Annotated in this window: 17 protein-coding genes; 16 read left to right on the forward strand and 1 reads right to left on the reverse strand. The window is 58.8% G+C overall.

What is annotated here, in order from left to right; all coding sequences use genetic code 11:
* Positions 1–178: 178 nt before the first annotated feature.
* The 5 genes from Q7T64_RS01755 to Q7T64_RS01775 all read left to right on the forward strand — a co-directional run bounded on the left by Q7T64_RS01755 (position 179) and on the right by Q7T64_RS01775 (position 4,915).
* Positions 179–952, forward strand: coding sequence for an ABC transporter ATP-binding protein (locus tag Q7T64_RS01755; RefSeq protein WP_304790160.1), 774 nt, complete (start codon positions 179–181; stop codon positions 950–952).
* 47 nt (positions 953–999) lie between these two features.
* Positions 1,000–1,707: an ABC transporter ATP-binding protein gene (locus Q7T64_RS01760; protein ID WP_304790209.1), complete on the forward strand. Its 708-nt coding sequence runs from the start codon at positions 1,000–1,002 to the stop codon at positions 1,705–1,707.
* Positions 1,708–1,747: 40 nt separating this feature from the next.
* On the forward strand, positions 1,748–2,956 hold the full coding sequence (locus tag Q7T64_RS01765) for an ABC transporter substrate-binding protein (protein WP_304790163.1): 1,209 nt from the start codon (positions 1,748–1,750) through the stop codon (positions 2,954–2,956).
* Positions 2,957–3,046: 90 nt separating this feature from the next.
* On the forward strand, positions 3,047–3,931 hold the full coding sequence (locus Q7T64_RS01770) for a branched-chain amino acid ABC transporter permease (RefSeq protein WP_304790165.1): 885 nt from the start codon (positions 3,047–3,049) through the stop codon (positions 3,929–3,931).
* A gap of 12 nt (positions 3,932–3,943) precedes the next feature.
* The gene (locus Q7T64_RS01775; RefSeq protein ID WP_304790169.1) at positions 3,944–4,915 is read left to right on the forward strand and encodes a branched-chain amino acid ABC transporter permease; all 972 of its coding nucleotides are present in this window, start codon (positions 3,944–3,946) and stop codon (positions 4,913–4,915) included.
* Between the two features lie 189 nt (positions 4,916–5,104).
* Here Q7T64_RS01775 and Q7T64_RS01780 read toward each other — a convergent pair whose 3' ends face one another.
* A complete protein-coding gene (locus tag Q7T64_RS01780; protein ID WP_304790172.1) occupies positions 5,105–6,253 on the reverse strand; it encodes an iron-containing alcohol dehydrogenase in 1,149 nt (382 codons plus the stop codon).
* 107 nt (positions 6,254–6,360) lie between these two features.
* Between Q7T64_RS01780 and Q7T64_RS01785 the strand changes: the two genes are divergently transcribed.
* From Q7T64_RS01785 to Q7T64_RS01835, 11 genes are all read left to right on the forward strand, one after another.
* On the forward strand, positions 6,361–7,122 hold the full coding sequence (locus Q7T64_RS01785) for a TSUP family transporter (RefSeq protein ID WP_304790175.1): 762 nt from the start codon (positions 6,361–6,363) through the stop codon (positions 7,120–7,122).
* 122 nt (positions 7,123–7,244) lie between these two features.
* On the forward strand, positions 7,245–9,188 hold the full coding sequence (mnmG, locus tag Q7T64_RS01790) for a tRNA uridine-5-carboxymethylaminomethyl(34) synthesis enzyme MnmG (protein WP_304790178.1): 1,944 nt from the start codon (positions 7,245–7,247) through the stop codon (positions 9,186–9,188).
* Positions 9,185–9,865 carry a 16S rRNA (guanine(527)-N(7))-methyltransferase RsmG gene (gene rsmG, locus Q7T64_RS01795; RefSeq protein ID WP_304790183.1) on the forward strand — a complete coding sequence of 227 codons (681 nt, stop codon included), beginning with the start codon at positions 9,185–9,187 and terminating at the stop codon, positions 9,863–9,865. Before mnmG ends, rsmG begins: the two co-directional genes overlap by 4 nt.
* Entirely contained in the window at positions 9,862–10,500 is a 639-nt protein-coding gene (leuE, locus tag Q7T64_RS01800; RefSeq protein ID WP_304790186.1) for a leucine efflux protein LeuE, read from the forward strand. The genes rsmG and leuE overlap by 4 nt, the downstream gene beginning before the upstream one ends.
* Positions 10,501–10,514: 14 nt before the next feature.
* Positions 10,515–11,285: a ParA family protein gene (locus Q7T64_RS01805; RefSeq protein WP_304790189.1), complete on the forward strand. Its 771-nt coding sequence runs from the start codon at positions 10,515–10,517 to the stop codon at positions 11,283–11,285.
* A 17-nt stretch (positions 11,286–11,302) separates the two neighbouring features.
* Positions 11,303–12,196: a ParB/RepB/Spo0J family partition protein gene (locus tag Q7T64_RS01810; protein ID WP_304790192.1), complete on the forward strand. Its 894-nt coding sequence runs from the start codon at positions 11,303–11,305 to the stop codon at positions 12,194–12,196.
* A 253-nt stretch (positions 12,197–12,449) separates the two neighbouring features.
* Positions 12,450–12,788 (forward strand): ATP synthase subunit I, encoded by a 339-nt coding sequence (locus Q7T64_RS01815; RefSeq protein ID WP_304790194.1) that lies wholly within the window; start codon positions 12,450–12,452, stop codon positions 12,786–12,788.
* 1 nt (position 12,789) lies between these two features.
* Positions 12,790–13,635 (forward strand): F0F1 ATP synthase subunit A, encoded by an 846-nt coding sequence (gene atpB / locus Q7T64_RS01820; RefSeq protein WP_304790197.1) that lies wholly within the window; start codon positions 12,790–12,792, stop codon positions 13,633–13,635.
* 96 nt (positions 13,636–13,731) lie between these two features.
* A complete protein-coding gene (gene atpE / locus Q7T64_RS01825; RefSeq protein WP_304790200.1) occupies positions 13,732–13,974 on the forward strand; it encodes a F0F1 ATP synthase subunit C in 243 nt (80 codons plus the stop codon).
* A 78-nt stretch (positions 13,975–14,052) separates the two neighbouring features.
* Positions 14,053–14,523, forward strand: coding sequence for a F0F1 ATP synthase subunit B (locus Q7T64_RS01830; protein ID WP_304790203.1), 471 nt, complete (start codon positions 14,053–14,055; stop codon positions 14,521–14,523).
* Between the two features lie 2 nt (positions 14,524–14,525).
* Positions 14,526–15,059, forward strand: a complete 534-nt coding sequence (locus Q7T64_RS01835; protein ID WP_304790206.1) for a F0F1 ATP synthase subunit delta — start codon at positions 14,526–14,528, stop codon at positions 15,057–15,059.
* Positions 15,060–15,153: the final 94 nt, after the last annotated feature.

A 15,153-nucleotide genomic window follows, 5' to 3' on the forward strand; every position in this document is an offset into this window, starting at 1 on the left:
GTCCCCGCGTCTCCCTGTTTTTTTATTGGAACCGCCTAGTTGGCGCATGTATGATGCTCCAATAGTGGTTTGACACCCACAGCTGCCTGGCACACGGTAGTTGTACCGTATTGCCATGGCAATTGCGGTGTGTGTACGATGCGTGAAAATGAAAAAAACATAATAAACCGGAGACAAGATGGCGGATGTCATTCTTGAGACGCGCAATCTCACCAAGGTGTTCAAGGGCTTCACTGCGGTGAATGATGTCAACCTGCAGGTGCAGCGCGGGCACATCCACGCCTTGATTGGTCCGAACGGCGCCGGCAAGACCACCTGTTTCAACCTGCTGACAAAATTCCTGGTACCGACTACCGGCACCATCCTGTTCAATAACCGCGATATCACATCGGCCGCGCCCGCCCAGATCGCGCGCCAGGGGATCATCCGGTCCTTCCAGATTTCAGCCGTCTTCCCGCACCTGACCGTACTCGAGAACGTGCGCGTGGGCCTGCAGCGCGGGCTCGGCACATCGTTCCATTTCTGGCGCAGCGAACGCACTTTATCGCAGTTGAACGACCGGGCGATGGCACTGCTTTCCGAAGTCGATCTCGAGGGACTGGCCGACACAATGACCGTCGATCTTCCGTACGGTCGCAAAAGGGCGCTGGAAATCGCGACCACCATGGCGATGGATCCCGAGCTGATGCTGCTCGACGAGCCGACCCAGGGCATGGGACATGAAGACGTGCACCGCGTCACCGCCCTGATCAAGAAAGTGTCGGCTGGCCGCACCATCCTGATGGTCGAACACAACATGAATGTGGTTGCCGGCATCTGCGACAAGATCACGGTCTTGCAGCGCGGAGCGGTGCTGGCCGAAGGCACTTACGAACAAGTTTCGCGCGATGCCCAGGTGATGGAAGCGTATATGGGAACCACGTCCGGTGAACTTGAAGGTGCGCACGGATGAGTGCGGTTCGGGAACACGATAGTCCGGTTGTCGATAAAGAGAAGACGATGGAAAAAGCGCTGGAAATCTCCAACCTGCACGCCTGGTATGGCGAGTCGCACATCCTCCATGACCTGAACTTTTCAGTGAACAAGGGTGAAGTCGTGACGCTGCTGGGCCGCAATGGCGCAGGGCGCACCACCACCTTGCGGGCAATCATGGGACTGACGGGCGCCCGCAAGGGGTCGATCAAGGTCAACGGGGTCGAGGCCATCAACTTGCCGACATACCGGATTGCCCATCTCGGAATCGGCTACTGCCCGGAGGAGCGCGGCATTTTCTCGTCCTTGTCGGCCGAAGAGAATTTATTGTTGCCGCCGCAGGTGTCGAAAACCGACAAGGGCATGTCGATCGAAGAGATCTATGACATGTTCCCCAACCTTGCCGAGCGCAGGTCGAGCCAGGGTACGCGCCTGTCCGGCGGCGAGCAGCAGATGCTGGCGGTGGCGCGGATACTGCGCACCGGCGCTCGCTTGCTATTGCTGGACGAAATATCCGAAGGCCTGGCGCCGGTGATCGTGCAAGCGCTTGCACGCATGATCCGCTCGCTCAAGGACAAGGGCTACACCATCGTCATGGTGGAACAGAATTTCCGCTTCGCCGCACCTCTGGCGGACCGGTTTTACGTAGTGGAGCATGGCCAGATCGTGGAAAACTTCGCCGCGTCGCAGCTGCAGGCAAAAATGCCGGTGCTTAACGAGTTGTTGGGCATATGAGCGGGTTGGAAAAAAGTCAAAAACTCTAAAGGAGACAAGCATGAAATTAAAAGCAATCACGCTGGCAATCACTGGCGCAGCAGTGCTCGGATTTGGCGCACCGGCCTCGGCCCAGATATCCGGCGACGTCATCAAGATCGGCATCATCAGTGACCTGTCCGGGCTGTATGCCGACATCGACGGTCCTGGCGGCGTGGAAGCAATCCGCATGGCGATTGCGGATGCCGGTGGCAAGATCAACGGCAAGAAGATTGAATTCGTTTTCGCCGACCACCAGAACAAGGCCGACATCGCCGCCAGCAAGGCGCGCGAGTGGTTTGACCGTGAAGGCCTGGACATGCTGATTGGCGGTACCAATTCCGGTACCAACCTGGCCATGGCAAAGGTCGCATCCGAAAAGAAAAAGCCATTCATCTCGGTTGGCGCAGCATCTGCCCGCCTGACCAATGAGGAATGCTCCCCCTACACCGTGCACTATGCGTACGACACCGTGGCGCTGGCCAAGGGCACCGGCGGCGCAGTCGTCAAGCAGGGCGGCAAGACCTGGTTCTTCCTGACCGCCGACTATGCGTTCGGTCATTCGCTGGAGTCCGACACGGCAACCATCGTCAAGGCAAATGGCGGCACAGTGGTCGGTTCGGTACGCCATCCGCTGTCGGCTTCCGACTTCTCATCGTTCCTGTTGCAGGCGCAATCGTCAAAAGCCCAGATCCTCGGACTGGCAAACGCCGGTGGCGACACCATCAACAGCATCAAGGCCGCCAACGAATTCGGCGTGACCAAGACCATGAAGCTGGCTGGCATGCTGATGTTCATCAACGACATCCATTCGCTCGGGCTGAAGCTGACTGAAGGCATGTACCTGACCGACAGCTGGTACTGGGATGCCAATGAGGACACCCGCAAGTGGTCCAAGCGCTTCTTTGAGAAAATGAAGAAGTCGCCATCCAGCCTGCAGGCCGCCGACTATTCCGCCGCCGCCTTTTACCTGAAGGCTGTCAAGGAAGCCGGCACCGACAATGGCGAAAAAATCATGGCCAAGATGAAAACCATGAAGATCAACGACATGTACACCAAAAACGGATATGTCCGTCCGGACGGCCGCATGGTGCATGACATGTACCTGATGCAGGTAAAGTCGCCGAAAGACTCCAAGTACCCATGGGACTACCTGAAAGTCGCGCAGTCCATTCCTGGTGAACAAGCCTTCACGACCAAGGCCGAAAGCAAGTGCGCAGCCTGGAAATAAGCATCGCGGCGTCGGCGCACCGTTTGGTGCGCCGATTCTTCATCTGATCCATCCGTCCGGTCATCCGGACGATTTTTTATATGGCGTGCCATGGAAATATTCGGCGTTCCGCTGCAGGCGATGATGAGCCAGTTGCTGCTGGGTCTGGTCAACGGCTCGTTTTACGCGATGCTGTCGCTCGGACTGGCAGTGATCTTCGGCCTGCTCAATGTGATCAATTTTTCGCACGGCGCCTTGTACATGGTCGGTGCATTCCTGGCCTGGATGGGGCTGACTTATTTCAACCTGAACTATTGGGTCATGTTGGTGCTGGCGCCGCTGGTGGTGGGCATCTTCGGCATGATCATGGAGCGCACGATGCTGCGCTGGTTGTACAAGCTTGATCATCTGTATGGCTTGTTGCTGACCTTCGGCATCACTCTGGTGCTAGAAGGCGTGTTCCGCTCCGTCTACGGCGTCTCGGGGCAGCCTTATTCCGTGCCGGACCAGCTCGCCGGGGCGACTAACCTGGGCTTCATGATCCTGCCGAACTATCGCGCCTGGATCGTCGTCGCGTCCGTCACCGTATGTTTGCTGACCTGGTTCGTCATCGAGAAGACCAAACTCGGCGCTTATCTGCGCGCCGGTACCGAGAACCCGAAACTGGTTGAAGCCTTTGGTATCAACGTGCCATTGATGGTGACGCTCACTTATGGCTTCGGCGTGGCATTGGCCGCGTTTGCCGGCGTGCTGGCGGCGCCCGTGATCCAGGTGTCGCCGCTGATGGGATCGAACCTGATTATCACGGTGTTTGCCGTGGTTGTCATTGGCGGGATGGGGTCGATCATGGGCTCGATCGTGACCGGTTTGCTGCTGGGGGTGATCGAAGGTTTTACCCGTGTGTTCTATCCGGAAATTTCTGCCACGGTCGTGTTCATCATCATGGCAATCGTGCTGCTGGTTCGTCCTGCAGGTTTGTTCGGCAAAGAGAAATAGGCGGAGCGGCAGATGAACAGGAAACTGGTTTATGTAGTGGCGTTGCTGGTGGCGGCGGCCTTGCCGTTTTATTTCTACCCGGTGTTCCTGATGAAGCTGTTGTGCTTCGCGCTATTTGCCTGCGCGTTCAACCTGCTGATCGGTTACACCGGCTTGCTGTCCTTTGGCCACGCGGCGTTCTTCGGCGGCGCCGGCTATGTGACTGGCCATGCGCTGAAGATATGGGGGCTGCCAACCGAACTCGGGCTGTTGCTGGGTACCGCGGCTGCGGCAGTGATCGGGCTAGGAATGGGCTTGCTGGCAATCCGCCGGCAGGGCATCTACTTCACGATGATCACGCTGGCCCTGGCGCAAATGCTGTTTTTCGTTTGCCTGGAAGTCAAGGCAACGGGCGGCGAGGATGGCCTCCAGGGCGTGCCGCGTGGCAAGGCATTCGGCCTGTTCGATCTCGCCGACGACCTGACGCTTTATTACTTCGTGCTGTTGATCGCGATCGCCGGCTTTGCGGTGATCGTGCGCACCGTGCATTCGCCATTCGGCCAGGTGCTCAAGGCGATCAAGGAAAACGAGCCACGCGCCATCTCGCTGGGGTATGACGTTGATCGGTACAAGTTGATGGCGTTCGTGCTGTCAGCGGCCCTGTCCGGCCTTGCGGGAGCTACCAAGACCCTGGTGCTGGGCTTCGAAACACTGACCGACGTGCACTGGACCATGAGCGGACTGGTGGTGCTGATGACGCTGGTGGGTGGCCTGGGTACGTTGCTTGGCCCGATCGTTGGCGCAGTGGTTGTGATTGCGCTGGAAAACAAGTTGGGCGACGTCGGTGCGTTCCTTGCTGAGGCGACCAAGCTGTCATGGTTCAATACCATCGGCGAGTCGGTGACAATGGTGATTGGCGTGATCTTCATCATTTGCGTGCTGGCTTTCCGGCGCGGTATCGTCGGAGAAATTGCTGCGTGGTGGAAGCGGCGGGCGGCGGGCTGAATAGCCGGCGCTGGCGCAGAGAGTCTTTGGGTCTTGCAAGTGGCCTCGCCGGTGCGAGGAGGCGGAAAAAACCCCCGGATCGCTAAGCGGCCGGGGGTTTTTTTGGGTCCAGGAGGGCTCTGAACCGGGGCGCAAGCGATCGTCTTGATCGCTTGCGCCGGACAGCATGTGAAGCAGGTTGGGCAGCTCCTACCAGGCGGCAGCGTAAATGGAGCGGATGTCGTCCCGGCTCAGATCGCAGGGATTATTTACCAGCAGCCGGGTTTGCAACATGGCGTCATCAGTGAGCCGGTCGACATCGGACTCGGCGACGCCAACTTCCCGCAGCCGGGTTTCGATCCCGGTGATTGCAGCAATTTCTTCCAGGCGCACGATCAGCGATTTGCAGCTCGGAGTCGTGCCGGCCGGGCAGACGATGCTGGCCAGTTCCCTATAGAGCCCCTCGGCATGCGGCGCATTGAAGCGCAAGACATGCGGCAGCACCAGTGCGTTGGACAGTCCGTGCGGTACATGGAATATGCCGCCAATAGGGTAGGCCAGCGCATGGACCGCAGCAACCGGTGAGTTGGCGAACGCCTGGCCAGCCAGCATTGCACCCAACAGCATTGATTGTCGGGCGGCAAGGTTTTTACCGTCCTCGCACGCGGTCAGGATATTGCCTGCCAGCAGGGCCAGGGCTTCGCGGGCAAGCATGTCGGACAGCGGATTTTTCTTGTGGCGCGAGGTATAGGCTTCAATCGCGTGCACCATCGCATCGATGCCGGTTGCCGCAGTGACCTTGGGCGGAAGGCCAATGGTCAGGCTGGCATCGAGTATCGCCAGGTCCGCATAGAGCTTCGGTGACACGACGCCCATTTTTGTCGTGGCGCCGGTGGTGACGATCGAGACGGGCGTAACTTCCGAGCCGGTTCCAGCGGTAGTGGGTACTTGCACCAAAGGTACGCGCCCACCCTTGACATTGCCAATGCCGTACATGGTGTCGAGTTGCTGTTCGCCTTTTACCAGCACGGCGATCAGCTTGGCGACGTCCATCGAACTGCCGCCGCCAAAGCCGATGACGATATCAATATTGAGTTGCCGGGCTTGATCGGCGACGGCAAGGATGACGGAATCCGGTGGATCGGCGATCACGTCGGAGCAGGTGTTCACCGTGAAGCCGGCGGCCTCCAATCCCTTGATCGGGCCTTCCAGCAAACCGGTGCGGACGAAGCCGGCATCGGTCACGACCAAGGCGCGGCTGGCGGCAGGGAAATGCTGGCGGGCGAGTTCGCCCAAACGCATGCTCGCTCCGACTTCGGAAACGATGTGCGGGACAGTGCTGAAGCTGAAGTTATTCATGTTGTCTCCTAAGGCCACTATTCTAACAATCTTGAGCCACGGAAGGACAATCCGCTTAGGGGCGAGTAGTACAATGCCCGACCGCAACGCCTTCCTGGTTTCTTTTCATGACTGAGCTCATCATCCTTGGCACAGCTGCTTTTCTGGCTGGCTTGATCGACGCCGTAGTCGGTGGGGGAGGGTTGATCCAGACTCCGGCGTTATTTTCGCTTTTCCCCCAGACTGCGCCGGCAACCTTGTTGGGTACCAGCAAGTTTGCCGGAATCTGGGGGACGGCCGCTGCTGCGACGAGCTATGCTCGCCGGGTCAAGATTCGGTGGGCGACTGCCGCACCGGCCGCCGCCGCCGCGTTCCTGCTCTCGTTTCTTGGCGCTTATACCGTCACGAAGGTGCCGCCAGATTTGGTGCGCAAGATGCTGCCATTCCTGTTGGTGCTGGTGGCGGCCTATACCTACGCAAAGAAAGATTTTGGCCAACACCATACGCCCCAGCATACGGGCAGCAAAGAAAAGGTATTGGCTGTACTGGTGGGTGGGGGGATCGGTTTCTATGATGGTTTTTTCGGCCCCGGCACAGGTAGCTTCCTGGTATTCATGTTTGTTCGGTTTTTTGGATTTGATTTCCTGTCGGCATCGGCAGCAGCAAAGGTGGTGAATGTCGCCTGCAACCTGGCCGCACTGTTTCTATTCTCTTATACCGGCCATATCCTTTGGCAAGTCGGGGCAGTGATGGCGGTATGCAATATCCTTGGATCGGTAACGGGGACGCGTCTGGCAATAACGCGTGGCCTTCCTTTCGTCAGGCGCCTGTTCCTTTTCGTCGTATCGGGCCTGGTTCTGAAAACCGCCTACGACGCTTTCCTGGCCTGAATGTTTCACGTGGAACATCCGGACTGGCGCGGCGGGCCATGTTCCACGTGAAACATCGGGCATGGCGGCAATTCGGCTTATAATCTCGCCTCTGCTCCAGTCGCTCTGTTGTGAGGTGCCCCATGTTATTCCCCACTGAATTTGATGTCATCGTCGTCGGCGGCGGGCACGCCGGTACCGAGGCGGCGCTCGCTGCGGCGCGTATGGGGCAAAAAACCCTCTTGTTAACCCACAATATTGAAACGCTGGGGCAAATGTCCTGCAATCCTTCGATCGGTGGTATCGGCAAGGGCCATCTCGTCAAGGAGGTCGATGCGATGGGCGGTGCGATGGCAATCGCCACCGATGAGGCGGGCATCCAGTTCCGTATCCTGAATTCTTCCAAAGGACCGGCAGTTCGTGCCACACGCGCACAGGCAGATCGCCTGTTGTACAAGCAGGCGATTCGGAGTCGCATTGAAAATCAGCCCAATCTCTGGCTCTTCCAGCAAGCAGTCGATGACTTGATCGTCGAGGGTGATCGGGTGGTCGGGGCAGTTACGCAGGTCGGGATCCGATTTGCGGCGAGATCGGTAGTCTTGACCGCAGGTACTTTCCTGGATGGGAAAATCCATGTTGGCCTGAATAACTATGCCGCTGGGCGTGCCGGGGACCCGCCCGCGATTTCACTATCGGCCCGGCTGAAAGAATTGAAGCTGCCGCAAGGGCGTCTGAAAACCGGTACGCCGCCACGAATTGATGGGCGAAGCATTGATCTGTCCGTCATGGAGCAGCAGCCGGGTGATTTTGATCCGATCCCTGTGTTTTCCGTGATGGGTACCGTTGAGATGCATCCGCGCCAGATGCCTTGCTGGGTAACCCATACCAATAGCCGCACGCACGACATCATCCGCGCGGGCCTGGATCGCAGTCCGATGTACACCGGAGTGATTGAGGGTGTCGGACCTCGTTACTGCCCTTCGATTGAAGACAAGATCCACCGCTTCGCCGGCAAAGAGTCGCACCAGATATTCCTTGAGCCGGAAGGCTTGACGACCCATGAGTTCTATCCGAACGGCATCTCGACCAGCCTGCCATTCGACGTTCAGTTGCAACTAGTGCGCTCCATGCGTGGATTGGAAAATGCGCATATCCTGCGTCCGGGCTATGCCATCGAGTATGACTTTTTCGATCCGCGTGGCCTGAAGGCATCGCTGGAAACCCGGGTAATATCAGGACTGTTTTTTGCCGGTCAGATCAATGGAACGACCGGCTATGAAGAAGCGGCCGCGCAAGGCATGCTCGCCGGAATCAATGCCGCCTTGCAGACGCGTGGCGATGCACCCTGGACACCGCGCCGCGATGAAGCCTATCTTGGCGTCTTGGTCGATGACCTGGTGACGCAGGGCGTTGCCGAGCCGTATCGCATGTTCACCAGCAGGGCCGAATACAGATTGAGCCTGCGCGAAGATAATGCCGACTTGCGCCTGACCGAAATCGGCCGTCAGCTCGGCTGTGTCGGGGATCGGCAATGGGCGGCTTTCGAGAAAAAGCGGGAAGCCGTCATTCGCGAGATGGAGCGCCTGAAATCGACCTGGGTCAGCCCCAAGATTATTTCGGATGCCGAGGCGCAGCGCCTTCTTGGTAAAGGCATGGAGCGAGAGTATGCGCTCGCTGACTTGCTTCGGCGTCCTGAAGTCACCTATCAAAGCCTGTCGACGCTGACGGCATTGGATGGCACCGGGTATGCGGCGCCCCAGCCGCTCGATGCCGCCGTGATGGAGCAGGTGGAGATCCAGGTGAAGTACGCCGGCTACATCGATCGCCAGGCGCGGGAAGTTGAGCGGCATGACTATTACGAGAATCTCAAGCTGCCCCCTGCGCTCGACTACATGCTGGTCGCTGCACTTTCAATGGAAGTGCGCCAGAAGCTGACCAGACATCGGCCGGAGACTTTAGGCCAGGCATCCCGTATCTCGGGCGTGACGCCGGCGGCGATTTCCTTGTTGCTGGTCCATCTGAAGAAGGGTGGTTTCAAGGAGTTCGCCGCTGCCGTAGATGCCGCGCCGCCGGAAGCCGCAGCGTGAGGGGTCCTGGCTTCGATCGGTCCGCGCTTGCCGCGCAGCTCGAAAGCGGTGTCGCCGCGCTTGGTCTTGACCTTGGCCAGGCTGGGCTGGATCAGTTGCTCGATTACACAGCACTCCTTTTCAAATGGAACAGCGTCTATAACCTGACCGCAGTGCGCGAACCAGAACGCATGATTACCCAGCATTTGCTCGACAGTCTCGCCGCCGTGCCCGCGATAGCAAAAGCCACACGCCTGCTTGATGTCGGCGCCGGTGGCGGCTTGCCGGGCATGGTGTTCGCCATCTGGGCAGTACGTGCCGCGCCCGCCATGCGGATTACGATGGTCGACACGGTGCACAAGAAGACCGCATTCCTGACCCAGGCCAAGGCAGAGCTTTCGCTATCGAACGTCACGGTTATCACCGGCCGGGTGGAACAAATGGATGCGGGCGAAAAGTTCGACGTGATCGTTTCCCGTGCATTCGCGGAGCTGCGCGATTTCGTCAACTGGTCCGGGCATTTGCTGCAGCAAGGTGGCCGCTTCATCGCCATGAAGGGCGTCTTGCCGAGCGCCGAAATAGCCAGCTTGCCAGCCGGATGGGCCGCAACCAAAGTGGAAAAGCTGATCGTTCCCGGCCTGGACGCCGAACGGCACCTGGTCACGATAGAGCGATCCGCCGCAGGGGCAACGCAATGATCGCCTTGCCATCCCTGGCGCAGCTTGGGGTGACCGATCCGTGGCAGTTGATTGCCACCACAGCGGCCTTCCTGATGCTGCCTGGCCCGGGCACGATGTGCCTGCTGACTTGCACCAGCCAGCGTGGCGTGCGGGGTGGCTACGCCGCCCTGTTCGGCCTCATGCTGGCCGACGCCGTGCTGATGCTGCTGGCCGCGCTCGGTGTGGCGGCGCTGCTGCAGGCCAATCCACGCTGGTTCACCGGCGTGCAATACCTGGGCGCTGCCTACTTGTGCTGGCTCGGGCTGCGCCTGCTGCTGGCCAAAGGGGAGGGCGGCGGCGTGGTACTGGCCTTCAGCAATCTTGCCGACCTGCGGCGCGGGTTCATGGTGACCTTGTTGAACCCCAAGGCGATTGTCTTTTACATGGCCTTTTTCCCGCTCTTCATAGACCCCGCGACCCACCGCGGCGCGCCGACTTTCATTGCCATCGGGACGATCATCCTGGTCTGTACCTTGATCTGGGGTTCGCTGCTCGTGCTGGCCGGGAATGCTGCTGCTTCCAGGCTCAAGAACAATCGCAAGATTGCAGCACTGTCATCCAAGTTCGCCGGCCTTTTCCTGATCGGCTTCGGTATCAAAATGTCGACCAACTAGAACAAATACAAATCATGGCCAAGATTTTTTGCGTTGCCAACCAGAAGGGCGGCGTCGGGAAGACCACCACCGCGGTCAACCTGGCCGCGGGCCTGGCCAAGATTGGCCAGCGCGTATTGCTGGTGGACCTGGACCCGCAGGGTAATGCGACGATGGGCGCAGGTATCAACAAGGCGACGCTGACTGCCACGGTGTACCAGGTGCTGCTCGGCATGGCCGATGCGAAATCCGCCATCAAGCTCTCGGAAACCGGCAAGTTCGATGTCCTGCCCGCCAACCGCGAGCTGGCCGGCGCCGAGGTCGAGATGGTCGAACTGGAAAATCGGGAAAAGCGTCTCAAGAATGCGCTTGCTGCTGTCGAGGCCGACTACGACTTCATGCTGATCGACTGTCCGCCTGCATTGTCCATGCTGACCCTGAACGGTCTGTGCGCAGCGCACGGCGTGATCATCCCGATGCAGTGCGAATACTACGCCCTGGAAGGCCTGTCGGACCTGGTCAACACCATCAAGATCGTGCACGCCAAGCTGAATCCGGATCTCAAGATCATCGGTCTGTTGCGCGTGATGTTCGACCCGCGCGTCACGCTGTCGCAGCAGGTGTCGGCCCAGCTGGAACAGCACTTTGGCGACAAGGTCTTCAAAGTCATCATTCCACGCAATGTGCGCCTGGCCGAAGCGCCATCGTATGGCATGCCTGGCGTCATTTTCGACCCGGCCTCCAAGGGCGCGCAGGCATATATCGCCTTTGGCGGCGAAATGGTCGAACGCGTCAAATCCATGTAAATCCAGGAAAGCAAACCATGGTCACAAAAAAACCAAAAGGACTGGGCCGCGGCCTGGAAGCCTTGCTGGGCGGCTCAGCCGACTTTACCGAGACCCAGGCGGGCGCTGACTCCGCGCCTACCATGCTGGCCGTGGAAGAGCTACAGGCCGGCAAGTACCAGCCCCGCACCAGGATGGACGAGGGCGGACTCAACGAGCTGGCGGCATCGATCAAGGCGCAAGGGCTGCTGCAAGCCATCCTGGTACGGCCGATCGAACACCAGGCAGGCGGGCCGAAATATGAAATCATCGCCGGCGAGCGCCGTTTCCGTGCGGCCCAGATCGCCGGGCTGACCGAAGTGCCGGTGATGGTCAAGACAGTCGACGACCAGGCCGCCGCCGCCATGGCGTTAATCGAGAACATGCAGCGCGAAGACCTGAACCCGCTCGAAGAAGCGCAAGGCATTCACCGCCTGGTCAGCGACTTCAATTTCACCCATGAGCAAGCGGCGCAGGCGGTGGGCCGCTCGCGCAGCGCGGTATCCAACCTGCTGCGGCTGTTGAACCTGGCCGCGCCGGTGCAAACCATGCTGATGGCAAACGACTTCGACATGGGCCACGCGCGGGCCCTGCTGGCGGTCGACGCGGCCAGCCAGATCAACCTGGCGAACCAGATCGTGGCCAAGCGGCTGTCAGTACGCGACGCCGAAAAGCTGGTCATGCGCGCATCCCAGGAGCAGCAACATGGCGATGGCATGCGCAGCGGCGCAAAAGAAAAGTCGCGCGACATCAAGCGGCTGGAAGATGAACTGTCCGATGTGCTGGCAAGCACCGTGACCATCCGCATGGGGGCAAAAAACCGTGGCCAGTTGCTAATTGATTTTAACGACCTCGATGCACTGGACGGGTTGATAGCAAGGTTGCGCGGATAAATATTGCCGGCGGGGGGATTCCCTTGCAGCAGATAAGGTAATGCCCTTGCTGACTACACGTTTCAATGAGTGTCGTTGACCGGACACATCGTCGAAAGATTGCCGCATCCCAAGTCAACGTTTGACTGGGACTTCGGAAAACACTTATAATCCCGTGGCTCCGACGAAGGCACTTTTTAACCGCGCCGCGTCAGGCAGTTTCAGCGCGCAAGCGGCAGAAACGTGCGATGCGGTTGCATGACCTTGGACATTGATGCTGCGCCTCGTCCTTTTGCAATTGGCCATGACCGCCGTGATCGGCGCGATCGCCGGTTTGATTGGTGGAATGCCTGCGCTGTTCTCGGCCATTTTGGGCGGACTGTGTTGTGTCCTGCCCAATAGCCTCTTCGCGTTACGCTTGTTTGCCAGCGCAAGCAAGTCCGAAGGCGCCAACCCGATGTCGTTCATGATCGGGGAGTTTGTCAAAATTGCTTTGACGGTCGCGTTGTTGTTCGCGGTCGCGATGCTGTACCAGGACTTGAACTGGCTGGCGCTACTCGCCGGGTTCATCGTGGCACTCAAAAGTTACATAATCTTATTGTTTAGGCATTGACATGGCAACTGAACTGGCTGCAGGAGCGGCGGCGAAAGCCCCCACAGCGTCCGAGTATATTGTTCACCACCTTGGTCACCTGTCCACGAAGCACCAGGACAAGATCGTCGATTTTACGATCATCAACCTCGATACCGTATTCTGGTCGGTTGCCATCGGCATCATAGGCTCCCTGGTCATGTGGATGGTTGCGCGCAAGGCCACCTCCGGCGTTCCCGGTCGCTTCCAGGCGCTGGTTGAAATCGTCGTCGAGATGGTCGAAGACCAATCCAAGGCCATTGTTCACGGCGACCGCCGCTTCATCGCGCCACTGGCCCTGACCGTGTTTGTCTGGGTTCTGCTGATGAACTCGATGGACTTCCTGCCGGTGGACATGTTCGATCGCCTGATCCGCCTGGCCGGTCTCTCCGACACCATCAAGTATCACCGTCCGGTTCCGACTGCCGACCTCAACGGCACCATGGGCATGGCGCTTGGCGTGTTCGCGCTGATGATTTTCTACAACGTGAAGATCAAGGGCATCGGCGGCTTCGTGCACGAGCTGTTCTGCGCGCCGTTCGGCTCGCACCCTGCGCTGTGGATCCCCAACCTGGGCCTGAACATCATTGAATTCGTCGCCAAGACCGTTTCGCTCGGTATGCGACTGTTCGGCAACATGTATGCCGGCGAACTGATTTTCCTGCTGATTGCCCTCCTGGGTTCGACTGCCACCTGGTGGGGTTTCGGCATGCATGTGGTAGCGGGCTCCATCTGGGCAATCTTCCACATCCTGATCGTGTTGCTGCAGGCGTTCATTTTCATGATGCTCACGCTCGTGTATCTCGGACAGGCGCACGAGGGGCACTAATACCTCGAACGTATTGCAGCAAGGCTGCGAGTTTCAATCTGATCTTGCTGTATCCCGTACTTTTTTAATTTTGACTTTGACTACTTAGGAGTTCACATGACTAACGTCGCTTTCGTTGCACTGGCTTGCGGATTGATCATCGGCCTGGGCGCTATTGGCGCCTGTATCGGTATTGGCATCATGGGTGGCAAGTTCATTGAAGCCTCGGCTCGCCAGCCTGAGCTGATGAACACGCTGCAAACCAAGATGTTCCTGCTGGCCGGCCTGATCGATGCAGCATTCCTGATCGGTGTTGGTATCGCCATGATGTTTGCGTTCGCTAACCCGTTCGCCGGCTAAGCAGCTGTTCTCAATTCGCCGGGCCAGGAATGATCGATTCCGGGGCCCGACAATCGCAATTATGAGAAGGAAATCACCGTGAACCTGAATGCAACGCTGTTTGCACAGTTCGTGGTCTTCTTCATCCTGGCGGCGTTCACGATGAAGTTCGTGTGGCCGCCGCTGATGAAAGCGCTCGACGAGCGCCGCATGAAGATCACCGATGGTCTGGCCGCCGCCGACCGCGGCAAGGCAGAAATGGCCGCCGCTGAAAAGCGTGCACAAGCCGAACTGTCAGTCGCCCGCGATGAAGGCCAGAAGCGCATCAACGACGCCGAAAAGCGCGCGTTGGGCATCATCGAAGAAGCCAAGAAGACTGCCTCCGACGAAGCGGCCCGCATCATTGCGACCGCCCGTGCCGATGCCGAGCAACAGGTAACCCGTGCACGCGAAGAACTTCGCGGGCAAGTGGCAAGCCTTGCAATCAGCGGAGCAGAGCAGATCTTGAAGCGTGAAATCGATTCGGCTGCCCATGCCGATCTGCTCAATCAACTCAAGACAGAGCTGTAATCATGGCTGAACTCGCAACCGTTGCCCGTCCTTACGCCGAGGCTCTGTTTCGCGTCGCAGTCACAGGCAACCTGCAGGCCTGGTCGCAGCTGGTCAGTGAAATGGCCGATGTCGCCTCGGTGCCGGAAACCAAGTTGATGGCCGATAATCCCCGGCTGACGACTGAGCAGACGACCGAGATCTTCCTGGCCACGTTGCAGTCGCCGGTGACGGCCGAGGTGAAGAATTTCGTCATGATGCTGGTACAGAACGGCCGCCTGACCTTGTTGCCTGAAATCGGCGCACAGTTCCAGCAGCTGAAAAATGCGCAGGAAGGCGCAGCCGACGCGCAGATCGTCAGTGCGTTTGCGCTGACACCGGCGCAGGTGCAGGATCTGGTTGCGGTTCTGGAAAGCAAATTCAGCCGCAAACTCAATCCCAGCGTCACGGTCGATTCTTCGCTGATTGGTGGCGTGCGCGTCGTGGTGGGCGACCAGGTGCTGGACACCTCGGTGCGCGCCAAGCTGCAAAAGATGCACGTTGCCCTGGCCGCATGACGATCGTTGCAAACAGCGACCGCCCCGCAAGCACACAGAACATTTTTAGGAGTTAGCAATGCAACTCAACCCGTCTGAAATCAGTGAACTGATC

Origin of the sequence: Lacisediminimonas sp. (assembly GCF_030645335.1) — a bacterium.
Taxonomy (GTDB): Bacteria; Pseudomonadota; Gammaproteobacteria; order Burkholderiales; family Burkholderiaceae_D; genus Lacisediminimonas.

Coding starts and splice junctions, on each gene's coding strand:
- leuE (WP_304790186.1), top strand. CDS start 9,862: ATGATCGCCTTGCCATCCCTGGCGCAGCTTGGGGTGACCGATCCGTGG.
- Q7T64_RS01805 (WP_304790189.1), top strand. CDS start 10,515: ATGGCCAAGATTTTTTGCGTTGCCAACCAGAAGGGCGGCGTCGGGAAG.
- Q7T64_RS01815 (WP_304790194.1), top strand. CDS start 12,450: ATGCTGCGCCTCGTCCTTTTGCAATTGGCCATGACCGCCGTGATCGGC.
- Q7T64_RS01775 (WP_304790169.1), top strand. CDS start 3,944: ATGAACAGGAAACTGGTTTATGTAGTGGCGTTGCTGGTGGCGGCGGCC.
- Q7T64_RS01765 (WP_304790163.1), top strand. CDS start 1,748: ATGAAATTAAAAGCAATCACGCTGGCAATCACTGGCGCAGCAGTGCTC.
- atpE (WP_304790200.1), top strand. CDS start 13,732: ATGACTAACGTCGCTTTCGTTGCACTGGCTTGCGGATTGATCATCGGC.
- Q7T64_RS01835 (WP_304790206.1), top strand. CDS start 14,526: ATGGCTGAACTCGCAACCGTTGCCCGTCCTTACGCCGAGGCTCTGTTT.
- atpB (WP_304790197.1), top strand. CDS start 12,790: ATGGCAACTGAACTGGCTGCAGGAGCGGCGGCGAAAGCCCCCACAGCG.
- mnmG (WP_304790178.1), top strand. CDS start 7,245: ATGTTATTCCCCACTGAATTTGATGTCATCGTCGTCGGCGGCGGGCAC.
- Q7T64_RS01780 (WP_304790172.1), bottom strand. CDS start 6,253: ATGAATAACTTCAGCTTCAGCACTGTCCCGCACATCGTTTCCGAAGTC.
- Q7T64_RS01810 (WP_304790192.1), top strand. CDS start 11,303: ATGGTCACAAAAAAACCAAAAGGACTGGGCCGCGGCCTGGAAGCCTTG.
- Q7T64_RS01755 (WP_304790160.1), top strand. CDS start 179: ATGGCGGATGTCATTCTTGAGACGCGCAATCTCACCAAGGTGTTCAAG.
- Q7T64_RS01785 (WP_304790175.1), top strand. CDS start 6,361: ATGACTGAGCTCATCATCCTTGGCACAGCTGCTTTTCTGGCTGGCTTG.
- Q7T64_RS01770 (WP_304790165.1), top strand. CDS start 3,047: ATGGAAATATTCGGCGTTCCGCTGCAGGCGATGATGAGCCAGTTGCTG.
- Q7T64_RS01760 (WP_304790209.1), top strand. CDS start 1,000: ATGGAAAAAGCGCTGGAAATCTCCAACCTGCACGCCTGGTATGGCGAG.